The 18,249-nt window shown below is 65.1% G+C and carries 19 protein-coding genes; 11 read left to right on the top strand and 8 right to left on the bottom strand.

Annotated elements, in window-relative coordinates:
* The first annotated feature begins 70 nt into the window (after positions 1 to 70).
* Genes OH705_RS10560 through OH705_RS10545 form a run of 4 tightly spaced genes read left to right on the top strand, consistent with a single transcriptional unit; the run spans position 71 to position 5,179 of the window.
* Positions 71 to 526: a (2Fe-2S)-binding protein gene (locus OH705_RS10560; RefSeq protein ID WP_023631311.1), complete on the top strand. Its 456-nt coding sequence runs from the start codon at positions 71 to 73 to the stop codon at positions 524 to 526.
* Positions 526 to 2,772, top strand: a complete 2,247-nt coding sequence (locus OH705_RS10555; protein WP_267302134.1) for a xanthine dehydrogenase family protein molybdopterin-binding subunit — start codon at positions 526 to 528, stop codon at positions 2,770 to 2,772. Before OH705_RS10560 ends, OH705_RS10555 begins: the two co-directional genes overlap by 1 nt.
* A 17-nt stretch (positions 2,773 to 2,789) precedes the next feature.
* On the top strand, positions 2,790 to 4,124 hold the full coding sequence (locus OH705_RS10550; RefSeq protein WP_267302133.1) for a c-type cytochrome: 1,335 nt from the start codon (positions 2,790 to 2,792) through the stop codon (positions 4,122 to 4,124).
* Between the two features lie 41 nt (positions 4,125 to 4,165).
* A complete protein-coding gene (locus tag OH705_RS10545; protein WP_267302132.1) occupies positions 4,166 to 5,179 on the top strand; it encodes an XdhC family protein in 1,014 nt (337 codons plus the stop codon).
* Here the strand turns inward: OH705_RS10545 and OH705_RS10540 are convergent.
* From OH705_RS10540 to OH705_RS10530, 3 genes are read right to left on the bottom strand one after another with little or no spacing between them, the layout of a single operon-like run.
* Entirely contained in the window at positions 5,176 to 7,374 is a 2,199-nt protein-coding gene (locus tag OH705_RS10540; RefSeq protein WP_267302131.1) for a xanthine dehydrogenase family protein molybdopterin-binding subunit, read from the bottom strand. The genes OH705_RS10545 and OH705_RS10540 overlap by 4 nt on opposite strands.
* Complete coding sequence (locus OH705_RS10535) at positions 7,371 to 8,357, bottom strand: FAD binding domain-containing protein (RefSeq protein WP_038705792.1); 987 nt, start codon at positions 8,355 to 8,357, stop codon at positions 7,371 to 7,373. Before OH705_RS10535 ends, OH705_RS10540 begins: the two co-directional genes overlap by 4 nt.
* The gene (locus tag OH705_RS10530) at positions 8,354 to 8,866 is read right to left on the bottom strand and encodes a (2Fe-2S)-binding protein (RefSeq protein WP_023629408.1); all 513 of its coding nucleotides are present in this window, start codon (positions 8,864 to 8,866) and stop codon (positions 8,354 to 8,356) included. Before OH705_RS10530 ends, OH705_RS10535 begins: the two co-directional genes overlap by 4 nt.
* A 190-nt stretch (positions 8,867 to 9,056) precedes the next feature.
* Here OH705_RS10530 and OH705_RS10525 point away from each other — a divergent pair, with 190 nt between their 5' ends.
* From OH705_RS10525 to glpT, 6 genes are all read left to right on the top strand, one after another.
* Positions 9,057 to 9,644 carry a hypothetical protein gene (locus tag OH705_RS10525; protein ID WP_023629409.1) on the top strand — a complete coding sequence of 196 codons (588 nt, stop codon included), beginning with the start codon at positions 9,057 to 9,059 and terminating at the stop codon, positions 9,642 to 9,644.
* Between the two features lie 63 nt (positions 9,645 to 9,707).
* Entirely contained in the window at positions 9,708 to 10,262 is a 555-nt protein-coding gene (locus OH705_RS10520; RefSeq protein WP_023629410.1) for a lipocalin family protein, read from the top strand.
* Positions 10,263 to 10,391: 129 nt separating this feature from the next.
* A complete protein-coding gene (locus tag OH705_RS10515) occupies positions 10,392 to 10,697 on the top strand; it encodes an NIPSNAP family protein (protein ID WP_267302130.1) in 306 nt (101 codons plus the stop codon).
* A gap of 137 nt (positions 10,698 to 10,834) precedes the next feature.
* The gene (locus OH705_RS10510) at positions 10,835 to 11,257 is read left to right on the top strand and encodes a DUF2231 domain-containing protein (protein WP_094010494.1); all 423 of its coding nucleotides are present in this window, start codon (positions 10,835 to 10,837) and stop codon (positions 11,255 to 11,257) included.
* The gene (locus OH705_RS10505; protein ID WP_038705791.1) at positions 11,254 to 12,540 is read left to right on the top strand and encodes a PQQ-dependent sugar dehydrogenase; all 1,287 of its coding nucleotides are present in this window, start codon (positions 11,254 to 11,256) and stop codon (positions 12,538 to 12,540) included. The genes OH705_RS10510 and OH705_RS10505 overlap by 4 nt, the downstream gene beginning before the upstream one ends.
* 176 nt (positions 12,541 to 12,716) lie before the next feature.
* On the top strand, positions 12,717 to 14,069 hold the full coding sequence (gene glpT, locus OH705_RS10500) for a glycerol-3-phosphate transporter (protein WP_023631748.1): 1,353 nt from the start codon (positions 12,717 to 12,719) through the stop codon (positions 14,067 to 14,069).
* Positions 14,070 to 14,123: 54 nt separating this feature from the next.
* On the opposite strand, the gene OH705_RS10495 is transcribed toward glpT, so the two are convergent.
* Together OH705_RS10495 and OH705_RS10490 are read right to left on the bottom strand one after the other, a co-directional pair.
* A complete protein-coding gene (locus tag OH705_RS10495; RefSeq protein ID WP_267302129.1) occupies positions 14,124 to 14,411 on the bottom strand; it encodes a HigA family addiction module antitoxin in 288 nt (95 codons plus the stop codon).
* Positions 14,412 to 14,425: 14 nt separating this feature from the next.
* Positions 14,426 to 14,704, bottom strand: a complete 279-nt coding sequence (locus OH705_RS10490; protein ID WP_267302128.1) for a type II toxin-antitoxin system RelE/ParE family toxin — start codon at positions 14,702 to 14,704, stop codon at positions 14,426 to 14,428.
* 256 nt (positions 14,705 to 14,960) lie between these two features.
* Here OH705_RS10490 and OH705_RS10485 point away from each other — a divergent pair, with 256 nt between their 5' ends.
* Complete coding sequence (locus OH705_RS10485) at positions 14,961 to 15,362, top strand: hypothetical protein (RefSeq protein WP_267302127.1); 402 nt, start codon at positions 14,961 to 14,963, stop codon at positions 15,360 to 15,362.
* On the opposite strand, the gene OH705_RS10480 is transcribed toward OH705_RS10485, so the two are convergent.
* From OH705_RS10480 to OH705_RS10470, 3 genes are all read right to left on the bottom strand, one after another.
* Entirely contained in the window at positions 15,301 to 15,825 is a 525-nt protein-coding gene (locus OH705_RS10480) for a GNAT family N-acetyltransferase (RefSeq protein ID WP_416383571.1), read from the bottom strand. The genes OH705_RS10485 and OH705_RS10480 overlap by 62 nt on opposite strands.
* Entirely contained in the window at positions 15,803 to 16,012 is a 210-nt protein-coding gene (locus OH705_RS10475) for a DUF1737 domain-containing protein (RefSeq protein ID WP_267302126.1), read from the bottom strand. Before OH705_RS10475 ends, OH705_RS10480 begins: the two co-directional genes overlap by 23 nt.
* 208 nt (positions 16,013 to 16,220) lie before the next feature.
* A complete protein-coding gene (locus tag OH705_RS10470; protein ID WP_267302125.1) occupies positions 16,221 to 18,020 on the bottom strand; it encodes a glycoside hydrolase family 15 protein in 1,800 nt (599 codons plus the stop codon).
* Between the last annotated feature and the right edge of the window lie 229 nt (positions 18,021 to 18,249).

Genomic DNA, 18,249 nt, shown 5'->3' with positions numbered 1-18,249 from the left:
GTGCTAGCGTTTCTGGATTGGGGAACAGCGTATTCCCCGCTTCCAGAACCGATGATCAGCAGGTGAGCCCATGGAACTAAGAATCAACCAGCAGACCTACCAGGTCGAGGCTGACGCCGACACGCCCTTGCTCTGGGTGATCCGCGACGACCTCGGCCTGACCGGCACCAAGTACGGTTGCGGCCTGGCCCAATGCGGCGCCTGCTCGGTGCTGGTGGACGGCAATGTGGTGCGCGCCTGCGTCACCCCGGTGGCCGGCGTGGTCGGTCGTGAAGTCACCACCATCGAGGCCATCGAAGCCGACGCCGTAGGCAAGCGCGTGGTCGCCGCCTGGGTCGAGCACCAGGTGGCCCAGTGCGGCTACTGCCAGTCCGGCCAGGTGATGGCGGCCACCGCGCTGCTCAAGCACACCCCCAAGCCCAGCACCGAACAGATCGACGCGGCCATGGTCAACCTGTGCCGCTGCGGTACCTACAACGCCATCCATGCCGCCGTGCACGAACTGGCCCAAGGGGAGAACGCCTGATGAACGCGCGTCTCGACACCCTTGACGACCTGGCACGGCTGCGCAGCGGCGAAACGGTCAACCTGTCACGCCGGCGTTTTCTTGCCGGTAGCGCCATCGGCGCCCTGGTGCTGGGCTTCGGCCTGCCGCTGGGCTCGGCGCGGGTGCAGGCCGCCACCGCGAACACCGAGCGCGGCACCCAGGTGCCAGCCTTCCTGGAAATCCGCCCCGACGGCAGCGTGCACCTGCTCAGCCCGTTCATGGAGGGCGGGCAAGGCGTCAACACGGCCATGGCGCAGATCATCGGCGAAGAACTGGACGCCGACCCGGCCACCTTCGTGGTCGAAAGCGCGCCGGCGGGCGAGGCCTACGTGGTGATGGAGAACGGCCTGCGCATCACCGGCGGCAGCATGTCGGTGCGCATGAGCTACCCGACCATGCGCCGCCTCGGCGCCCTGGCCCGCGCCATGCTGCTGCAGGCCGGCGCCGAGCAGCTGGGGGTGCCAGTGGGTGAACTGAGCACCGAGCCTGGCAAGGTGGTGCACGCGGCCTCGGGCCGTGCGCTGGGCTACGGCGAACTGGCCGCCAAGGCCATGGACCTGCCTGTGCCTGACCCTGCCAGCGTCAAGCTGCGCGACCCCAGCCAGTTCCGCTGGATCGGCAAGCCGGTGCAGCGCCTCGACGCCTACGACAAGTCCACCGGCAAGGCCGTCTACAGCATCGACGTCAAGGTCGACGGCATGCTCCACGCCGCCGTGCAGCATGCCCCGCGCCTGGGCATGACCGTAGGCAACCTGCGCAACGAGGAACAGGTCAAGGCGATGAAGGGCGTGCACTCGGTGCATCAACTGCCCGGTGCGGTCGCCGTGGTCGCCGAACGCTGGTGGCACGCCAAGCGTGCGGTGGAAGCGCTGCAGGTGGACTGGAAGGAAGTGGCAGCCGACAGCCAGGTGCGGCCTATGCCTGCCGATTTCTCCAGCGATGGCTGGCGCGAACACCTGGCCGCCCAGACCGGGCCAAGCCGCGACGAGGAAAACCACGGCGATGTCGCCGGCGCCCTGGCCGCGGCCAAGACCAAGGTCGAAGCCACCTACCACAACCAGTTCCTCAACCACGCGCAGTTGGAACCGCCCTCCGCCACCGCCCGTTTCAACCCCGACGGCTCGCTGGAAGTGTGGCTGCCCAACCAGGCCCAGGACATGTTCCGCGACGACATCGCCAAGCGCACCGGCCTGGACCCGGCGCGGATCACCCTGCATTCGCCACTGCTCGGCGGTTTCTTCGGTCGGCACTTCCTGTACGACTCGGCCAACCCCTACCCGCAGGCCATCGCCCTGGCCAAGGCGGTCGGCAGGCCGGTGAAACTGATCTGGAGCCGCGAGGAGGAGTTCCTGCGCGATGCCATGCGCCCCATGGCTGTGGTCAAGTTCCGCGCCGCGCTGGACGAAAAAGGCCTGCCGGTGGCCATCGAGGCGATCAGCGCCACCGAAGGCCCGACTGAAGCCATTGCCGGCAAGCAGGGCGACACGGTAGACCCCACCGCCCTCGAAGGGCTGTCGGGCAAGGCCTACGCCATCGCCAACAAGCGCATCGCGCAGATCTATGTCAAAGGCCCGGCCATGCTCGGCTACTGGCGCTCGGTGGGCAATTCGCTGAACGACTTCTTCTACGAGTCGTTCCTCGACGAGCTGGCCGACAAGGGCGGCCACGATCCCTTCGAGCTGCGCCTGCAACTGCTGCGGGACAACCCGCGCCTGACCACCCTGCTGCAGGCGGTGGGCGAGCTGTCCGGCGGCTGGAAGCGCGGCCCGTTCACCGCCGAGGACGGCAGCAAGCGCGCCCGTGGCGTGGCCATGGCCTCGCCGTTCGGCTCGGAGGCGGCGGTCATCGCCGAAGTGTCGCTGGAGGGCGGCCAGGTCAAGGTGCACGACATCTGGCAGGCCATCGACCCGGGCAGCATCGTCAACCCGGCGATCATCGAGGCCCAGGTCAACGGCGCGGTATCCCTGGGTCTGTCCCAGGTGCTGCTGGAAGAATCGGTGTGGCTGAACGGCATGCCACGGGCGCGCAACTACGACCTCTACCCGGTGCTGCCGCCGTCGCGCATGGCCCGGGTGCATGTGCGCATCGTCGAGAGCGGGGCAAAGATGGGCGGCATCGGTGAACCGCCGCTGCCGGCGGTGGCGCCTGCGGTGGCCAACGCCGTGGCGCAGCTCACCGGCCAGCGCGTGCGCAGCATGCCCCTGAGCCGCCATACCTTCAGCTGACACGACAAGGACAGCCCATGAACAACAGCCGATTCGCAAGAACCACAGGCTGGCTGGCCTTGCCGTGCCTGGTCGCGGCAGGCCTGCTGGCCTGGTACGTCACCCGCGAGCCTGCCACGCCCTTCAGCGCCTCGGACAGCGCCAACGCCGCCCTGGTCAGCCGCGGTGAATACGTCGCCCGCCTCAGCGACTGCGTGGCCTGCCACAGCCTGCCGGGCAAGGCGCCCTTTGCCGGAGGCCTGGAAATGGCCACGCCGCTGGGGGCGATCCATGCCACCAACATCACCGCGGACCGCGAGCACGGCATCGGCGCCTACAGCCTGGCCGACTTCGACCGCGCCGTGCGCCAGGGTGTCGCGCCAGGAGGTCGACGGCTATACCCGGCCATGCCCTACTCGTCCTATGCCAAGCTCAGCGACGACGATGTGCGGGCGCTCTATGCGTTCTTCATGAAGGGCGTGCAACCGGCAGCCGAAGCCAATATTCCCAGCAGCATTCCCTGGCCATTGAACCTGCGCTGGCCCATAGCCCTGTGGAACGGCCTCTTCGCGCCGACCACCGCCTATGCGCAGAAACCCGACCAGGATCCGCTGTGGAATCGCGGCGCCTACATCGTCCAGGGCCCCGGCCACTGCGGCAGTTGCCATACGCCTCGGGGCCTGGCCTTCAACGAGAAAGCCCTGGACGAAAGCGGCGCGCCGTTCCTCGCCGGGGCCCTGCTCGATGGCTGGTACGCGCCGAGCCTGCGCCAGGACCACAACACCGGGCTCGGGCGCTGGAGCGAAGCCGAGATCGTGCAGTTCCTCAAGACCGGGCGCAATCGCCATGCAGTGGTGTACGGTTCGATGACCGAGGCGTTCAACAACTCCACGCAGTTCATGAGCGACGACGACCTGAGCGCGATCGCCCGCTACCTCAAGGCATTGCCCGGTGACCCTCGGCGTGATGGTGCGCCCTGGCAGTACCAGGCGACGGCCGCAGCGCCTGATGCGCCCGGCGCGCACACCTACGCGACCCGTTGCGCCAGCTGCCATGGCGCCGATGGCAAGGGCCAGGCCGAGTGGATGCCGCCGCTGGCGGGAGCCACCTCGATGCTGGCCGCAGAGAATGCCTCGGCGATCAACATCACCCTCAACGGCTCGCAGCGCATCGTCGCCGCGGGGGTGCCGGACGCCTACCGCATGCCGGCGTTCCGTGAGCAGCTGTCGGACCGGGAGATCGCCGAGGTGCTGAGTTTCGCCCGCAGTGCCTGGGGCAATCAGGGTGGCGCGGTACAGGCCAAGGCGGTGGGCGAGCTGCGCGGGCATACCGACCCTGCCAGCAGTAGCCCGATCATCCTGCATATGCGCTGATACAACATTCTCAGCGTGGGCCACAGACAACCGAGGACACCATGGAAAGCATCGACCTGCTGGTCCTGCGCACCACCCACGACTGGCTCCAGGCCGGGCACCGCGTGCTGCTCGCCACTGTCGCCCGCACCTGGGGCTCCTCCCCTCGCCCGGTCGGCTCGATGATGGCCCTGCGCAACGATGGCCGGGTGGTCGGCAGCGTGTCCGGCGGCTGCATCGAGGACGACCTGATCCATCGCTACACCACCGCCCATGGCGGCCCCGGCCTGCCCCTGGGCAGGCCCGAGGTGATCCGCTATGGCGTCAGCGCCGACGAGGCCCACCGCTTCGGCCTGCCCTGCGGTGGCACCCTGGAACTGATCCTGGAATTCGAACCGGCCGAGCTGCCCCTGCAGCAACTGCTGGATCACCTCGACCAGGGCCGGCTGATGCGCCGCCAACTGACCCTGCACAGTGGCACGGTGAGCCTGGCCGCCACTGCCACCCCCGAGCAGTTCAGCTTCGATGGCCGACACATGATCAACACCCTCGGCCCCGGCTACCGCATGCTGCTGATCGGCGCCGGCGCGCTGGCCGAATACCTGGCGACCATGGCCTTGTTCAACGGTTTTCGCGTGGCGGTGTGCGACCCTCGCCCCGAACACATGGCGACCTGGGCGGTGGCCGGTGTCGAGCACCTCAAGGGCATGCCGGACGATGCGGTGCGCGCCTTCAACGCAGACCTGCGCACCTGCATCATTGCCGTCAGCCACGACCCCAAGCTCGACGACCTGGCGCTGCTCGAGGCCCTGCACAGCCCGGCGTTCTATATCGGCGCCATCGGTTCGCGGCGCAACAGCCAACTGCGCCGCGAGCGATTGATCGAGCACTTCGGCGAAACCGAACAGTCCCTTGAGCGCCTGCATGGCCCCATCGGCATCTACATCGGCAGCAAGACCCCAGCAGAAATCGCGGTGAGCGTGATGGCCGAGGTCCTGGCCGCCAAGAATGCGGTCGACCTGCCACGCACTGTCAGCGTTTCCACTGCCAAGGCGTGGCAACTGCCGATGGCTTAATCGGCCAGCAGCTTGTCCACGGTCAGCGGGAAGTCGCGCATGCGCCGGCCCGTGGCGTGCTGCACGGCATTGGCTACCGCTGCAGCGACACCAATGATGCCGATCTCGCCCACACCCTTGGAGCCCAGTTCATTGACGATGTCGTCCGGCTCGTCAACGAAGATAACCTCGATGTCACCGATATCGGCGTTCACCGGCATGTGATACTCCGCCAGGTTGTGGTTCATGAAGCGCCCGAGGCCATGGTCGGTCTGGGTATGTTCTTGCAAGGCCATGCCCAGCCCCCAGACCACTCCACCAAGAATCTGGCTGCGGGCAGTCTTGGGGTTGATTACCCGCCCAGCGGCAATGGCGCTGACCACGCGCGTTACCCTTACCGTGCCCAGCGCCTCGTCCACCCGCACCTCGACGAACACCGCTGAATGGGTGGCAGTGGCGAAACCCTGGCGACGCGCGGACGGCTCGGCGTCCACCTTCACCTCCAGCGCATGCCCCTGCAGGATCGTGTCCAGGGCGTAGCCGCTGTCACCGACCCACAGCTTGCCCTCGCGCACCACGAAGCGTTCCGGCGCTTCGCCAGCCAGCGCCGAATACTGCGCCTTAGCCGCCTTGACCAAGGCCCCGCGCAGCAGTTGGCACACCTGGCGCACCGCCGAACCGACCGAGGACACGGTGAACGAGCCCCCTTGCAACGGCGCGGTCGGCAGCGCGCTGTCGCCCAGCTCGAAGGTCACGTCCGACACCGCCATAGAGGCAGCATCGGCAGCGATCTGCGTCATCACGGTGTAGGTGCCCGTCCCGATATCGGTCGTCGCGCTGCCCACCCACAGGTGGCCTTCACTGTCGAGTCGGGCCCGCGCACTGGCTTTCATCTGCATCGCCTCCCAGGCGCCGCCAGCCATCCCCCAGCCAATCAGCTCATGGCCCTCGCAGCGGCAGCGCGGCCGGGTTTCGCGCCTGTGCCAACCGAAAACGGCGGCACCCTGGTCGTAGCAAGCCAGCAGCGCCTTGCTGGAATAGGGCTTGCCCTCGTTGCCATTGATGTCGGTGAAATTGACCCGGCGCAAGGCCAGCGGATCCATACCGACTTGCCGCGCCAGTTCATCCATGGCGCACTCCAGGCCGATCAAGCCCAGCGCGGCACCGGGGGCGCGCATGTCCAACGGCGTGTAGACATCCAGCGGCACCAGCTTGTAGGCCATAGCCACGTTGTCGCAGCGATAGAGCATGCCGCTCCACTCCACCACGTGCTCGGTGAAATCCTCGAAGCGTGAAGTCTGGGCAATGGCCTCATGATGGATCGCCTGCAACCGGCCCTGGGCATCGGCGGCCAGGCGCAGGCGCTGCACGGTCCGGGGCCGGTAGCCAAAGGTGAACATCTGCTGACGGGTCAGGCTGACCCTGACCGACCGCTTGAGGTTCAGCGCGGCCATCGTCGCCAGCACCAGCTGGTACTGCGGTCGGAGGCCGGAACCGAACGCACCGCCGACGTAGGCGGCGCGTACCCGTACACGGTCCTTGGGCAAGTTGAACACCTGTACCAGGTAGTCCTGGCTGTTTTGCGTGCCCTGGGTCTTGTCATGCACCAGCAGGCTACCATCGTCTTGGTAGATCACCGTCGAGGCATGCGGCTCCATGGGGTTGTGGTGCTCCACCGGAGTGCTGTAGGTGGCATCGACCTTGAACGGCGCCTGGGCATATGCCGAGGCGAAATCGCCACGGGGCTTGGGCAACTCAACCGGCGCATCATGAGCCTGGTCGAAAGCGCAGAGCAAATCGGTCTGGTGGGGCTGTTCATCGATCTCGATCCGCACCAGGGTGCCAGCGTACCTGGCCAGTTCCAGTGTTTGCGCGACGACCAGCGCCAGCGGCTGACCGCTGTACAGCACCTGGTCGTTGAACAGGGGGCGAAACGGCTGGCCATCGGCAGCATCGGCGTCCTGGTAGGGCGCGTCGTCGCCGGCCATGGGTGGACGGTTCTGGTGATGCAGCACGGCGATCACGCCCGGTACTGCCAGCGCCGCAGAACAGTCGATGGCCCGCACGCTACCGCGCGCAATCGGGCTGCCGACCACGCTGCCATGCAGCAGGCCAGGCGCGGGATATTCGCCCGCATAGCGCGCCGTCCCTGTTACCTTGGCGGGCCCGTCGATGCGGTCCAGAGGTTGGCCGTTTGAAGGTTGTGGCAGGTTCATTGGCATTTCCCTCGTTGGGCCTGGATCAGGGCGCGGACGATGGCGTTGCGCGCAAGGCGAACCTTGAAGACGTTGCCTGGCAAGGGCCGGGCAGCACGCAACAGTGAGTCGGCGAAATGGGTATAGGTGTCTGCGGTGGCCGGCTGGCCAACGACCTGTCGCTCGAGCGCGGCATCGCGCCAGGGCTTATGGGCCACCCCTCCCAGCGCCACGTGCAGTGTACGGATGGCGCTGCCGTCGAGCTCCAGCGCCGCGGCCACGGACACCAGCGCAAAGGCATAGGAGGCGCGATCCCGGACCTTCAGGTAATGGCTGTACGCGGCGAAACGCGGCGCCGGGAGCTCGATGGCCAGGATCAACTCATCGTCGGCCAGGGTATTGTCACGTTCCGGCGTATCCCCAGGTAGCCGGTGAAAATCGGCAAAGGCCACGCATCGCTCGCCACTCCGTCCGCGGACGATCACCCGGGCCTCAAGGGCGGCCAGGGCGACGCACATATCCGATGGATGAACCGCCACGCACAGAGGGCTGGCGCCCAGAATCGCATGATTGCGGTTGAGACCGTCACGAGCCGGGCAACCGCTGCCAGGTGCCCGTTTGTTGCACGGTGTCGCCGTGTCGTAGAAGTAGAGGCAGCGGGTGCGCTGCAGCAGATTGCCGCCAGTGCTGGCCATGTTGCGCAACTGCGGGGAGGCACCGGCCAGGATCGCCTGGGCGAGCAACGGATAGCCCTGTTCAACGAGCGGGTTCCAGGCCAGCTCGGCATTGCTGACCAACGCGCCAATGCGCAGCCCACCGTCAGGAGTGGGGGAAATATCACGCAGCGGCAGGTCATTGATGTCGATCAACTGAGCGGGGCGGGCGACATTCTCTTTCATCAGATCGAGCAGGTTGGTGCCACCGGCGATAAAACGTGCGCCCGGCCCTGCGAGCTGCACCGCCTGGTCGATGCTGGAGGGTTTGGCGTAGGTGAAAGGCGTCATGGCCTGCAACCTCCCTGCCCATTCATCAGCGGCAACGCTTCCTCCACCGCTGCGGTGATGTTGGAGTAGGCGCCGCAGCGGCACAAATTGCCGCTCATGCCCTCACGAATCTCATCACGCGTATGCGCCCTGCCCTCACTCGCCAGGCCCAGCGCCGAACAGATCTGCCCTGGCGTGCAGTAGCCGCACTGGAAAGCATCATGGCGAATGAACGCCTGCTGCAACGGGTGCAGCGTGCCCCCTTGGGCCACACCTTCGATGGTGGTCAACGTATCACCGTCGCACATGACAGCCAGGGTCAGACAGGCATTGACCCGCCGACCATTGCGCAACACCGTGCACGCCCCGCATTGGCCGTGGTCGCAACCTTTGCGGGTGCCCACCAGGTCGAGCTGGTCACGCAACAGGTCGAGTAAAGTCAGCCAGGGCGGCAGTTGCAACAGGTGATGCTGGCCATTGACGGTCAGTTGGATGGGCAGCAATGCTGCCAGGGGTTCGCAATCGCTCATGATCAAGGCCTCACGGTGGGTTCAGGCAGCAGCAGCGACGGCTGCTTTTTCAGGTGCGACCCAGGGTGGAGTCCGGCCGTTCAAAGCGATTGCCAGGAACGTGACGCTGGGTAGCGTGCACATCGCAAGCCAATGACTATGCTTCACCTCGCAACCCCACCCTGGTATCGACCACAAGGAAGACAGGCCAATGACGCCAACCCGCTACTTCGCACGCGCTGTCGCTTTCGCCTCATTAGTGTCCGCCGCCAGCCTCAGCGCCCACGCAGCCGAACTGCCCATCGCCAGCGAGGCGCTGGAAAGCCATATCACCACCGAAGTGACCAAGATCGACCTGCCCAACCGCCAAGTCACGGTCAAGGGCCCCCACGACAAGGACGTGACCTTCCAGCTCACCGAACAGGCCAAGGCTCTGCCCAACCTCAAGGTCGGCGACCAGGTCGACATCAAAGTCACCCGTGCCATCGCCTATGTCCTGAACACCAATGTCGGCGGCGCGCCCAAGGCCTCCGAGGAATCGGGCACCATCCGCGCCACCGCGGCCAACCCAAACCCTGGTGGCGAGGCTTTCCGCCAGGTCAAGGTCACCTCGCAGATCAAGAAGATCGACCTCAACACGCATGAAGTCACCCTGCTGCCGCCCGAAGGCAAACTGCAGGTGGTCAAGGTCGAGAATCCCGAGCTGCAGGCACGCATGAAAAACCTCAAGGTCGACCAGACCGTCGAAGCCATCTTTACCGAAGTACTGAGCGTGGAAACTTCCCGCCCAGCCCAGTAAAACCTTTGGCCGGCCCGCGCATCGAAAGCCATGCGAGCCTTTCCCCCCTTCAGGAGGTTTCCCATGTCGATGCGCCTGGCCGTGCCGTTTTGCTGCTGTCTCACCCTCGTGCTCACGGGCTGCACCAGCGCCCGCGACGAGCAGCCACCACCCACCACGCAACAGGTCGAGCTCCAGCGCTACCAGGGCACCTGGTACGAACTGGCGCGCCTGCCGATGTTCTTCCAGCGCAACTGCGTGCAGTCCGAGGCCCGTTATGGCCTGCGCGAGGACGGGCGCATCGACGTCACCAACCGCTGCCTGGAAAACGACGGCCAATGGAACCAGGCCAACGGCATCGCCGAGGCGCAGGTGCCCGGCCGTACCGACAAGCTCTGGGTACGCTTCGACAACTGGTTCAGCCGCCTGGCACCGGACCTGACCAAGGGCGAGTACTGGGTGCTGTATCACGACGCGGATTACCGCGTGGCCGTGGTCGGCCACCCGAACCGCGAATACCTGTGGCTGCTGTCGCGCACCCCCACCGTCAGTGACCAGACCCGTGACCAGCTACTGGCGCTGGCGCGCAAGCAGGGTTATCCCACCGAGCAATTGATCTGGCGCCAGGCCATGCCCTAGTGTGATGTTTCACAAATAACGACCATAACTCGCGGCGATTTTTGGTCGTAATTGCAAAACACCACACTAGCTGCCCACACCCACGCCCTGTAAGGTGAGCCAGCCGGCTCACCCAAAGGATTGCGTGCAATGATCACCTGCCACCTCAAGTACATCATCGACCCCTACCAGGTCCCCGCCTTCGAAGCCTACGGCAAGCTGTGGATCGGCCTGGTCAACCGCATGGGCGGCAGCCACCATGGCTACTTCCTGCCCAGCGAAGGCGCCAACAATGTCGCCTACGCGCTGTTCAGCTTCCCCAGCCTGGCGACCTACGAGGAGTACCGCAAAGCCTCGGAAACCGACCCGGAGTGCATCGCCGCCTTCGCCCTGGCCACCGAGCAGCGTTTCATCCTCAGCTATGAACGAAGCTTCCTGCGACCCATGCTCGACTGAATTTCCCAGGCAAGACCCAGGCTCCTGCAGGGGCCGGTAAAGCCAACGGCAAACGCCACTGAACTATTGCGCCTCGATCACGATCCTCATCTAAGCACCCTCGACCCAGGATCGTCGATCGACAAGGAGCCTAGCCAGTGACCACCACCACCCTCCCCCGTAGCACCCCAGGGCCGCTGCACGCGACCCTGCTCGCCGGCAGCGTGCCGCTGTTTCTAGGCGCCCTGCTCAGCGACATCGCCTACTACCAGAGCTACCAGATCCAGTGGAGCAACTTCGCCGCCTGGCTGATCGCCGGGGCCCTGCTATCCAGCGGCCTGGCGCTGCTGTTCGCCCTGGCCAACCTGATCCGTGCGCCACGCAAGGCCGGTCGCCCGCTGCTGTACGTGCTGTTGCTGCTTGTCACTTGGGTACTGGGCCTGGTCAACGCCTTCGAGCACGCCAAGGACGCCTGGGCCGTGATGCCCGCAGGCCTGGTGCTGTCAGTGGTGGTCACGGTGCTGGCCATCCTCGCCACCTGGGCCGGCCTGACCCGCCTGCGCACGGAGGGCGAAGCATGAAGCACGCATTGAGCGCCCTGAGCATGGCCCTGCTGCTCAGCGCCTGTGGCGGCGATGGCGAGAAGACCCAGGCCCATGGCCCGGACCCAAAATTGCCGGCCCCCGAACGCGGGCTGCTGCCAAGCATGAAGATCGCCCAGCCGGCCGCCTGGGGTGAGCAAAAACCCCAAGTGCCCCAGGGCTACCGCGTCAGCGCCATCGCCACCGACCTGAAGATCCCGCGCCAGATCCTGGTGCTGCCCAATGGCGACATCCTCGTTGCCGAGGGGCGTGGCGGCAACGCCGCCAAACTCAAGCCCAAGGATGTGATCGCCAGCCAGATCAAGGCCAAGGGCAACACCCAGGTCAAGGGCGGCAACCGCCTTACCCTGCTGCGCGACGCCGACGGCGATGGCCGCTACGAACTACAGACGGTGTTCGCCGAACACCTCAATGCGCCCTATGGCCTGGCCTATGCCGACGGCAAGCTGTACGTGGCCAACCAGGACGCGCTGGTGCGCTTCGATTACCAGGACGGCCAGACCCAGGCCGGTGGCCCGCCGACCAAGGTCACCGACCTGCCCGCCGAGATCAACCACCACTGGACCAAGTCGTTGGCCATCAGCCCCGACGGCCGCTACCTGTACGTCGGCATCGGCTCCAACAGCAACATCACCGAGCGTGGCATGGAAGCGGAGGTCGACCGCGCGATGGTCTGGCAGGTCGATGCCGCGAGCGGCGCCCACCGGCCTTATGCCACCGGCCTGCGCAATCCGACCGCGCTAGCCATCCAACCGGGGGACGGCCAACTGTGGGCAGTGGTCAACGAGCGCGACGAACTGGGCCCGGACCTGGTCCCGGACTACCTGACCTCGGTGCGCGAAGGTGCGTTCTACGGCTGGCCGTACAGCTACTGGGGGCAGAACGTCGATGAGCGCGTGCGCCCGCAGAACCCGGACAAGGTGAAAGCCGCGATCAAGCCCGACTACAGCCTCGGCTCGCATGTGGCGGCGCTGGGCGTGGCCTTCTCCAACCCGGCCATGGGCGGAACCTTCGCCGACGGCGTGTTCGTGGGTGAACACGGCAGTTGGAACCGGCCCAACCCGGTGGGCTACAAAGTGATCTTCGTGCCGTTCCGTGACGGCAAGCCGGCCGGCGAGCCGGTGGATTTCGCCACCGGTTTCCTCGGTGAGGACGGCAAGACCCGTGGGCGCCCGGTGGGGGTCACGGTCGATCCGAAAGGCGCGCTAATCATCGCCGACGACCTGGCCAACACGGTTTGGCGGGTTACACGCAATCAGTAAGCGCCTGACGCTGAACAGCCCCTCTTGCGCGAAAGTCGCGCGGGAGAGGGCTCGGGTGCGGATAGCGCTGGCCAAGGTTCACAAAACAACAGTACTTCCCAGCAAAACCGGTATTTTTTCTGTAACGAAAATGTAAAATTCGTTTTCGCATACCTATAACAAGCTGGGAGCTTCACATGTTTGCCTTCTTCCGCCCTGCCGCGCACCAGGCGCCGCTGCCCGACGAGCGCGTCGACAGCACCTATCGCCGCCTACGTTGGCAAATCTTCGCCGGGATTTTCTTCGGCTATGCCGGCTACTATCTGCTGCGCAAGAACTTCTCCCTGGCCATGCCCTACCTCATCGAGGAAGAGGGCTACACCCGCGGCCAGCTGGGCCTGGCGATCTCCGCCATCGCCATCGCCTACGGTTTGTCCAAGTTCCTCATGGGCCTGGTCTCGGACCGCTCCAACCCACGCTACTTCCTGCCCTTCGGCCTGCTGATCTCGGCCGGGGTGATGTTCATTTTCGGTTTCGCGCATTGGGCCACGTCCAGCGTGACGATCATGTTCGTGCTGCTGTTCATCAACGGCTGGGCCCAGGGCATGGGCTGGCCGCCAAGCGGGCGGACCATGGTGCACTGGTGGTCGCAGAAAGAGCGCGGCAGCGTGGTGTCGGTGTGGAACGTCGCCCATAACGTCGGCGGCGGCCTGATCGGCCCGCTGTTCCTGCTGGGCCTGGCCTGGACCAACGACTGGCATGCGGCCTTCTACGTGCCTGCCACGGTTGCCGTGCTGGTGGCCGTGTTCGCTTTCGCCACCATGCGCGACACTCCGCAGTCGGTTGGCCTGCCGCCAGTCGAGCAGTACAAGAACGACTACCCCCAAGGCTACGATGAGAGCCACGAGCAGGAGTTCAGCGCCAAGCAGATCTTCGTCCAGTACGTGCTGTGCAACAAACTGCTGTGGTACATCGCCCTGGCCAACGTGTTCGTCTACCTGCTGCGCTACGGCGTGCTGGACTGGGCGCCGACCTACCTGAAGGAAGCCAAGCACTTCAGCGTCGACACCACCTCGTGGGCCTACTTCTTCTACGAGTGGGCCGGCATCCCCGGCACCCTGCTGTGCGGCTGGATGTCCGACAAGATCTTCCGCGGCAACCGTGGCCTGACCGGCATCGTGTTCATGGCCCTGGTGACCGTGGCCACCCTGGTGTACTGGCTCAACCCACCGGGCAACCCGACCATCGACATGATCGCGTTGTTCGCCATCGGCTTCCTGATCTACGGTCCGGTGATGCTGATCGGCCTGCAGGCGCTGGAACTGGCGCCGAAGAAAGCCGCTGGTACCGCAGCCGGCTTCACCGGGTTGTTCGGCTACCTGGGCGGCTCGGTCGCGGCCAGCGCCGCGATGGGCTACACCGTCGACCACTTCGGTTGGGACGGTGGCTTCGTGATGCTGGTCAGCGCGTGCGTGCTGGCGATCGCGTTCCTGATTCCGACCTTGCGCCATACCAAGGTGGCCAGTGCCGGTCGTGAGGCAGTGGCCTGACAGCCTCGGCTGACGCTCAAGTAAAAGCCCGGGGCCTGCACCTCGGGCTTTTTTTCAAGCGGCTTGATGCAACCGCGTGATCACCGGTTGATGGCGCTGGCGCGCCTGCCAGATGTCGTAGTCCACCTGGATCGTCAGCCACAGTCGCGCCGTGCTGATGCCGGCCATTTCCAGGCGTACCGCCAGGTCCGGAGAAACCGCCGCTCGGCCATGAAGGACCCGCGACAGCGCCTCACGCGAGAAACCCAGATGCTCGGCGAACGCCTTGACCGTAAGGCCCAAGGTCGGGAGGACATCTTCACGCAGGGTTTCGCCGGGGTGAGGCGGGTTGTGCATAGCCATGATCTTGCCCCTTGTCAGTGGTAGTCGAGATAGTCGACCAGTTCGACATCAAAGCCTGTGAAACGGAATACCAGGCGCCAATTGCCGGACACGCTTATCGACCAGAAACCGAGCCGCTCTCCTTTGAGCGGGTGCAACTGCCAGCCAGGCACATTCATGTCCTCAGCGACCACGGCACTGTCGAGGAACTGCAACTGTCGCCGCAGTCGCTGGACATGGGCAGCCTGAATGCCGCGGATATTGCCCGTTTCGTGGAAGAGCCGCAGGCCTTTGTGGCGAAAGCTGATGATCATGGGGCACGCATCCGTTCCATGCGACAAAACCAGAGTGTGACCCCACGCGTCACACATGGCAAAGTATCATATGTGACCCCGTGCGTCACACCCTGCCGATGAAAATGTCATGCACTGCCTACGTGGAGCTACCAAAGGCTGTGAAGCGTCGAAGAATCTCGCCATACTCGCACTATCAGCTGTTCAGAAAGACAAGACGCTCCAGGGATAGCCGATCCGGCGTCTATACATGGAAGCAAGATTTCAGGAGCCACAGTTGACCGCCCCAGCCTTCACCCCAGAGTACCTGGCCAGGCACGTTGGCAATGGGCCAGTCGACAAACAGGTCAGAAACTGGCTCGCCACACTCCCCTGCCTGGAGCGCATCGCCTTTCTGAAGGACCTGTGGTCTATCAATACCCGCTACGCCCTGTTGCTGACACAAGGCGCCAGACTCTCCCGGCAGGAAAATGCAGCATTGCTCCGCCACTGGCTGGAGTCAGGCAACCATAATGCAGCGCAGGCGCTGATCAGCTATTTAGAACCCGTACTCGGCAGACGGGTGTTCTGGCGCATCGCCGCACAATCGGCACTCACCGAGGCGATGGGCGACTTTCTCAACTATCACAGCCAGGGTCGGCTGGACGCCGAGCGCTCATCGCCAACGGTTTGCACATGAATACCCGGGAGAAACCATCTACCTCTGCGCGATGGGTTTCGCGGTAGCCGAGCCTCTGATAGATCTCGATGTTCTCCGTCATCCGCTCATGGGTGTAGAGCCTGATCGCCGCACACCCTGCTGCACGTGCATGGGCCTCGGCAAAATCGAGCATGTGTCGACCGATACCCCGCCCTTTGCATGCAAGTCGTACGGCAACGTTCACCAGTAGCAGGTCGCCCTTTTCACGGCGTACAACAAGAACGCCAGCGATACTCCTGGCCTGCATGGCCACGAACACATCGTCGTCACGTATGACCTGCGCATAGTCATCCAGCATGGGGGCTGGCTTACGGCCGATTCGTGCGATATAGGGGGTGTACGCTTCAGCGACCAACTCTGCTATTTCGCCAGCATCTTCGACACGCGCCGGACGCAGGGTGACCACAGTGCTCATCATGTCATCCTTGAGAAACAGCGCCATGGACTGGCCACAATACCGCCTGTGCAGCCACTACATATCCCTTGCTGCTATCGAAGGTCACGCAGGGTGAACCGTAAAGCTGATAGCCCAAGGCCAGGCTCTCGGAAATGCGCTGGCAGAAACTGGCGTCGTCCTTGCCGGTGATCAGGCGATAGACCGGCAGGTCGTTTGGTGGGGTCGAGGGCATTCGAGTGATCCTTTTGAAGCAGGCGCCAATCGCGTGCGAGGTGGGCATCATGCCATAGCTGCACTATTTCCCAGACGCGGCCTGCGCTGTTGCTGTGCGGTATCGCGCCATGAAGGCTTGCCCGCGCTGTAAACGAGACCATGGATGGTGCCAGAGACGCTGGTGATCGCGGCCGAGCCCGCTCCTACCAAGATCAAACCACCTGACCTCAGTCACCGCACCGTGCCCGTTCCCGCACCGGACACTGCGCCCGGTGCAGGTTCAACGCCGTATTGATGATGCCAATATGGCTGAACGCCTGCGGGAAATTCCCCAGCATCCGTTTGCCCACCGGATCGTACTGCTCGGCCAGCAATCCCACGTCATTGCACAAGGCCGTGAGCCGCTCATAAAGCGCCTGCGCCTCCTCCTGCCGCCCCAGCAGCACGTAGACATCCGCCAACCAGAACGAACACACCAGGAACGTCCCCTCCCCTGGCGTCAGGCCGTCGCTGCAACTGTCACTGTCGTAGCGCAGCAGCAGGCCGTTGCGCAGCAGGCGGGTTTCGATCTGTTCGAGGGTGCGCAGGAAACGTGGATCGTCGGCCGGCAGAAAGCCGGTCAGGGCGATCTGCAGCAGGCTCGCGTCCAGCTCGGTCGAGCCGTAGGCCTGAACGAAGTGACGCCCGTCGGCATCCAGCCCGCGACGGCAGACCTCGTCACGGATCTGGTCCGCCACCTGGCGGTAATGTCGCCCCCGTTCACGCCCTTCCTCGGTGGTGTCGGCCAGGCTCGCCGAGCGGTCGAAGGCAACCCAGGCCATGACCTTGGAGTGCACGAAGTGCTGGCGACCGCCACGTACCTCCCACAGCCCCTCGTCCGGCTCGCGCCAGATGCTTTCGAGGTACGGCAGGATCGAGCGGGCGATGGCGGCGCTGCGCGGATGACGCGGCAGCCCACCCTTGATGGCCTGCGTCATGGCGTCAGCCAGTTCGCCGTAGATATCCAGCTGCAACTGCTCGGACGCGGCATTGCCGACCCGCACCGGCTGCGAATGCTCGTAACCGGGCAGCCAGGGCAGGCTGAACTCCGGCAGGTCGCGCTCGCCGGCCAGCCCGTACATGATCTGCATCTGCTCGGGGTTGCCCGCCACCGAGCGCAGCAGCCACTCGCGCCAGGCCTGGGCCTCGTCGAAGTAGCCGAGGTTCATCAGCGCCAGCAAGGTCATGGTGGCGTCGCGCAGCCAGCAGTAGCGGTAGTCCCAGTTGCGCTCGCCACCGACGCGCTCGGGCAGCGAGGTAGTGACGGCGGCGACCATGCCCCCGGTGGGCGCGTAGGTCATGGCCTTGAGGGTCAGCAGCGAACGGCGTACCCGCTCGGTGTATGGGCCGACGTCGGGGCAGCGGGCGGCGAAGGCCTGCCATTGGTCGATGGTCTGGTCGAGGTCGTGGTCGACATCGCAACCGGGCTGCACAGGCAGGTGCGAGGGCTGATGGCAAAGGCTGAACACCTGACGCTCACCGGCGCGCACGCGAAACCGGGCAACGCTGTGGTGGTCCCGGCCATGGGTCTCGGTGCTGCTGCGCAGGATAAGGCGATCGGGGCCGGCCACCGCGCTCAGGGTCAGCGGGTCGAGCTTCTCCACCCAGGGCACGCTGCGGCCATAGTCGAAGCGCAGCACCAGGTCCATCTCGAACGCCGTCTCGCCGGCCAGGCCCTCGACAATACGCAAAACCGCATTGGCCTCGCCCAGGGGCATGCAGTCGAGTACGCGGGCGCGGCCGCTGGCGGTGGTCCAGGTGGTTTCCAGTACCAGGGTGTCGTCGAGGTAGCGGCGCGCGCTGTGCTCGACCGGGTCGCTGGGGGCGATGCGCCAACGGCCGTTTTCCTCGTTGCCCAGCAACGCGGCGAACACTGCGGGGGCGTCGAAGCGCGGCAGGCACAACCAGTCGAGGGCGCCGTCGCGGTTGATCAGGGCGGCGCTGCGGCAGTTGCCGATGAGGGCGTAGTCTTCGATCAGGGCGGGCATCTCGGATCCTCAGGCGGTGGGCGTGAGTTTGGATGCCGAAGCGCGATTGCCGGTTCCGTTGAGATGTATTTGGCGCAGGTTGCCGAGGCGTTGGAATCGATGCGCAGGAACATTGATCCACGGCACTGATTCACTGTTGCGCTGTGTTAGAAATACCGCGCCAGTGGTTGCTTATCAGGATGATTAAGCTTCTGCCCGTGCGCAACCATTGCGCTGAGTCACTACTTTC

This window comes from Pseudomonas sp. BJa3 (assembly GCF_026343815.1).
GTDB classification, from domain to species: Bacteria; Pseudomonadota; Gammaproteobacteria; order Pseudomonadales; family Pseudomonadaceae; genus Aquipseudomonas; species Aquipseudomonas soli.
The sequence above is the reverse complement of the archived record's forward strand: the minus strand, read 5'-3'. Positions and strand labels throughout refer to the sequence as shown.

Bases quoted from the DNA above. Each gene is read 5' to 3' on its own strand.
- OH705_RS10520 (WP_023629410.1), top strand. From the start codon at position 9,708: ATGTCGATGCGCCTGGCCGTGCCGTTTTGCTGCTGTCTCACCCTCGTG.
- OH705_RS10555 (WP_267302134.1), top strand. From the start codon at position 526: ATGAACGCGCGTCTCGACACCCTTGACGACCTGGCACGGCTGCGCAGC.
- OH705_RS10545 (WP_267302132.1), top strand. From the start codon at position 4,166: ATGGAAAGCATCGACCTGCTGGTCCTGCGCACCACCCACGACTGGCTC.
- OH705_RS10490 (WP_267302128.1), bottom strand. From the start codon at position 14,704: ATGATCATCAGCTTTCGCCACAAAGGCCTGCGGCTCTTCCACGAAACG.
- OH705_RS10475 (WP_267302126.1), bottom strand. From the start codon at position 16,012: ATGCCCTCGACCCCACCAAACGACCTGCCGGTCTATCGCCTGATCACC.
- OH705_RS10505 (WP_038705791.1), top strand. From the start codon at position 11,254: ATGAAGCACGCATTGAGCGCCCTGAGCATGGCCCTGCTGCTCAGCGCC.
- OH705_RS10560 (WP_023631311.1), top strand. From the start codon at position 71: ATGGAACTAAGAATCAACCAGCAGACCTACCAGGTCGAGGCTGACGCC.
- OH705_RS10540 (WP_267302131.1), bottom strand. From the start codon at position 7,374: ATGAACCTGCCACAACCTTCAAACGGCCAACCTCTGGACCGCATCGAC.
- OH705_RS10470 (WP_267302125.1), bottom strand. From the start codon at position 18,020: ATGCCCGCCCTGATCGAAGACTACGCCCTCATCGGCAACTGCCGCAGC.
- glpT (WP_023631748.1), top strand. From the start codon at position 12,717: ATGTTTGCCTTCTTCCGCCCTGCCGCGCACCAGGCGCCGCTGCCCGAC.
- OH705_RS10550 (WP_267302133.1), top strand. From the start codon at position 2,790: ATGAACAACAGCCGATTCGCAAGAACCACAGGCTGGCTGGCCTTGCCG.
- OH705_RS10495 (WP_267302129.1), bottom strand. From the start codon at position 14,411: ATGGCTATGCACAACCCGCCTCACCCCGGCGAAACCCTGCGTGAAGAT.
- OH705_RS10535 (WP_038705792.1), bottom strand. From the start codon at position 8,357: ATGACGCCTTTCACCTACGCCAAACCCTCCAGCATCGACCAGGCGGTG.
- OH705_RS10525 (WP_023629409.1), top strand. From the start codon at position 9,057: ATGACGCCAACCCGCTACTTCGCACGCGCTGTCGCTTTCGCCTCATTA.
- OH705_RS10515 (WP_267302130.1), top strand. From the start codon at position 10,392: ATGATCACCTGCCACCTCAAGTACATCATCGACCCCTACCAGGTCCCC.
- OH705_RS10530 (WP_023629408.1), bottom strand. From the start codon at position 8,866: ATGAGCGATTGCGAACCCCTGGCAGCATTGCTGCCCATCCAACTGACC.
- OH705_RS10480 (WP_416383571.1), bottom strand. From the start codon at position 15,825: ATGGCGCTGTTTCTCAAGGATGACATGATGAGCACTGTGGTCACCCTG.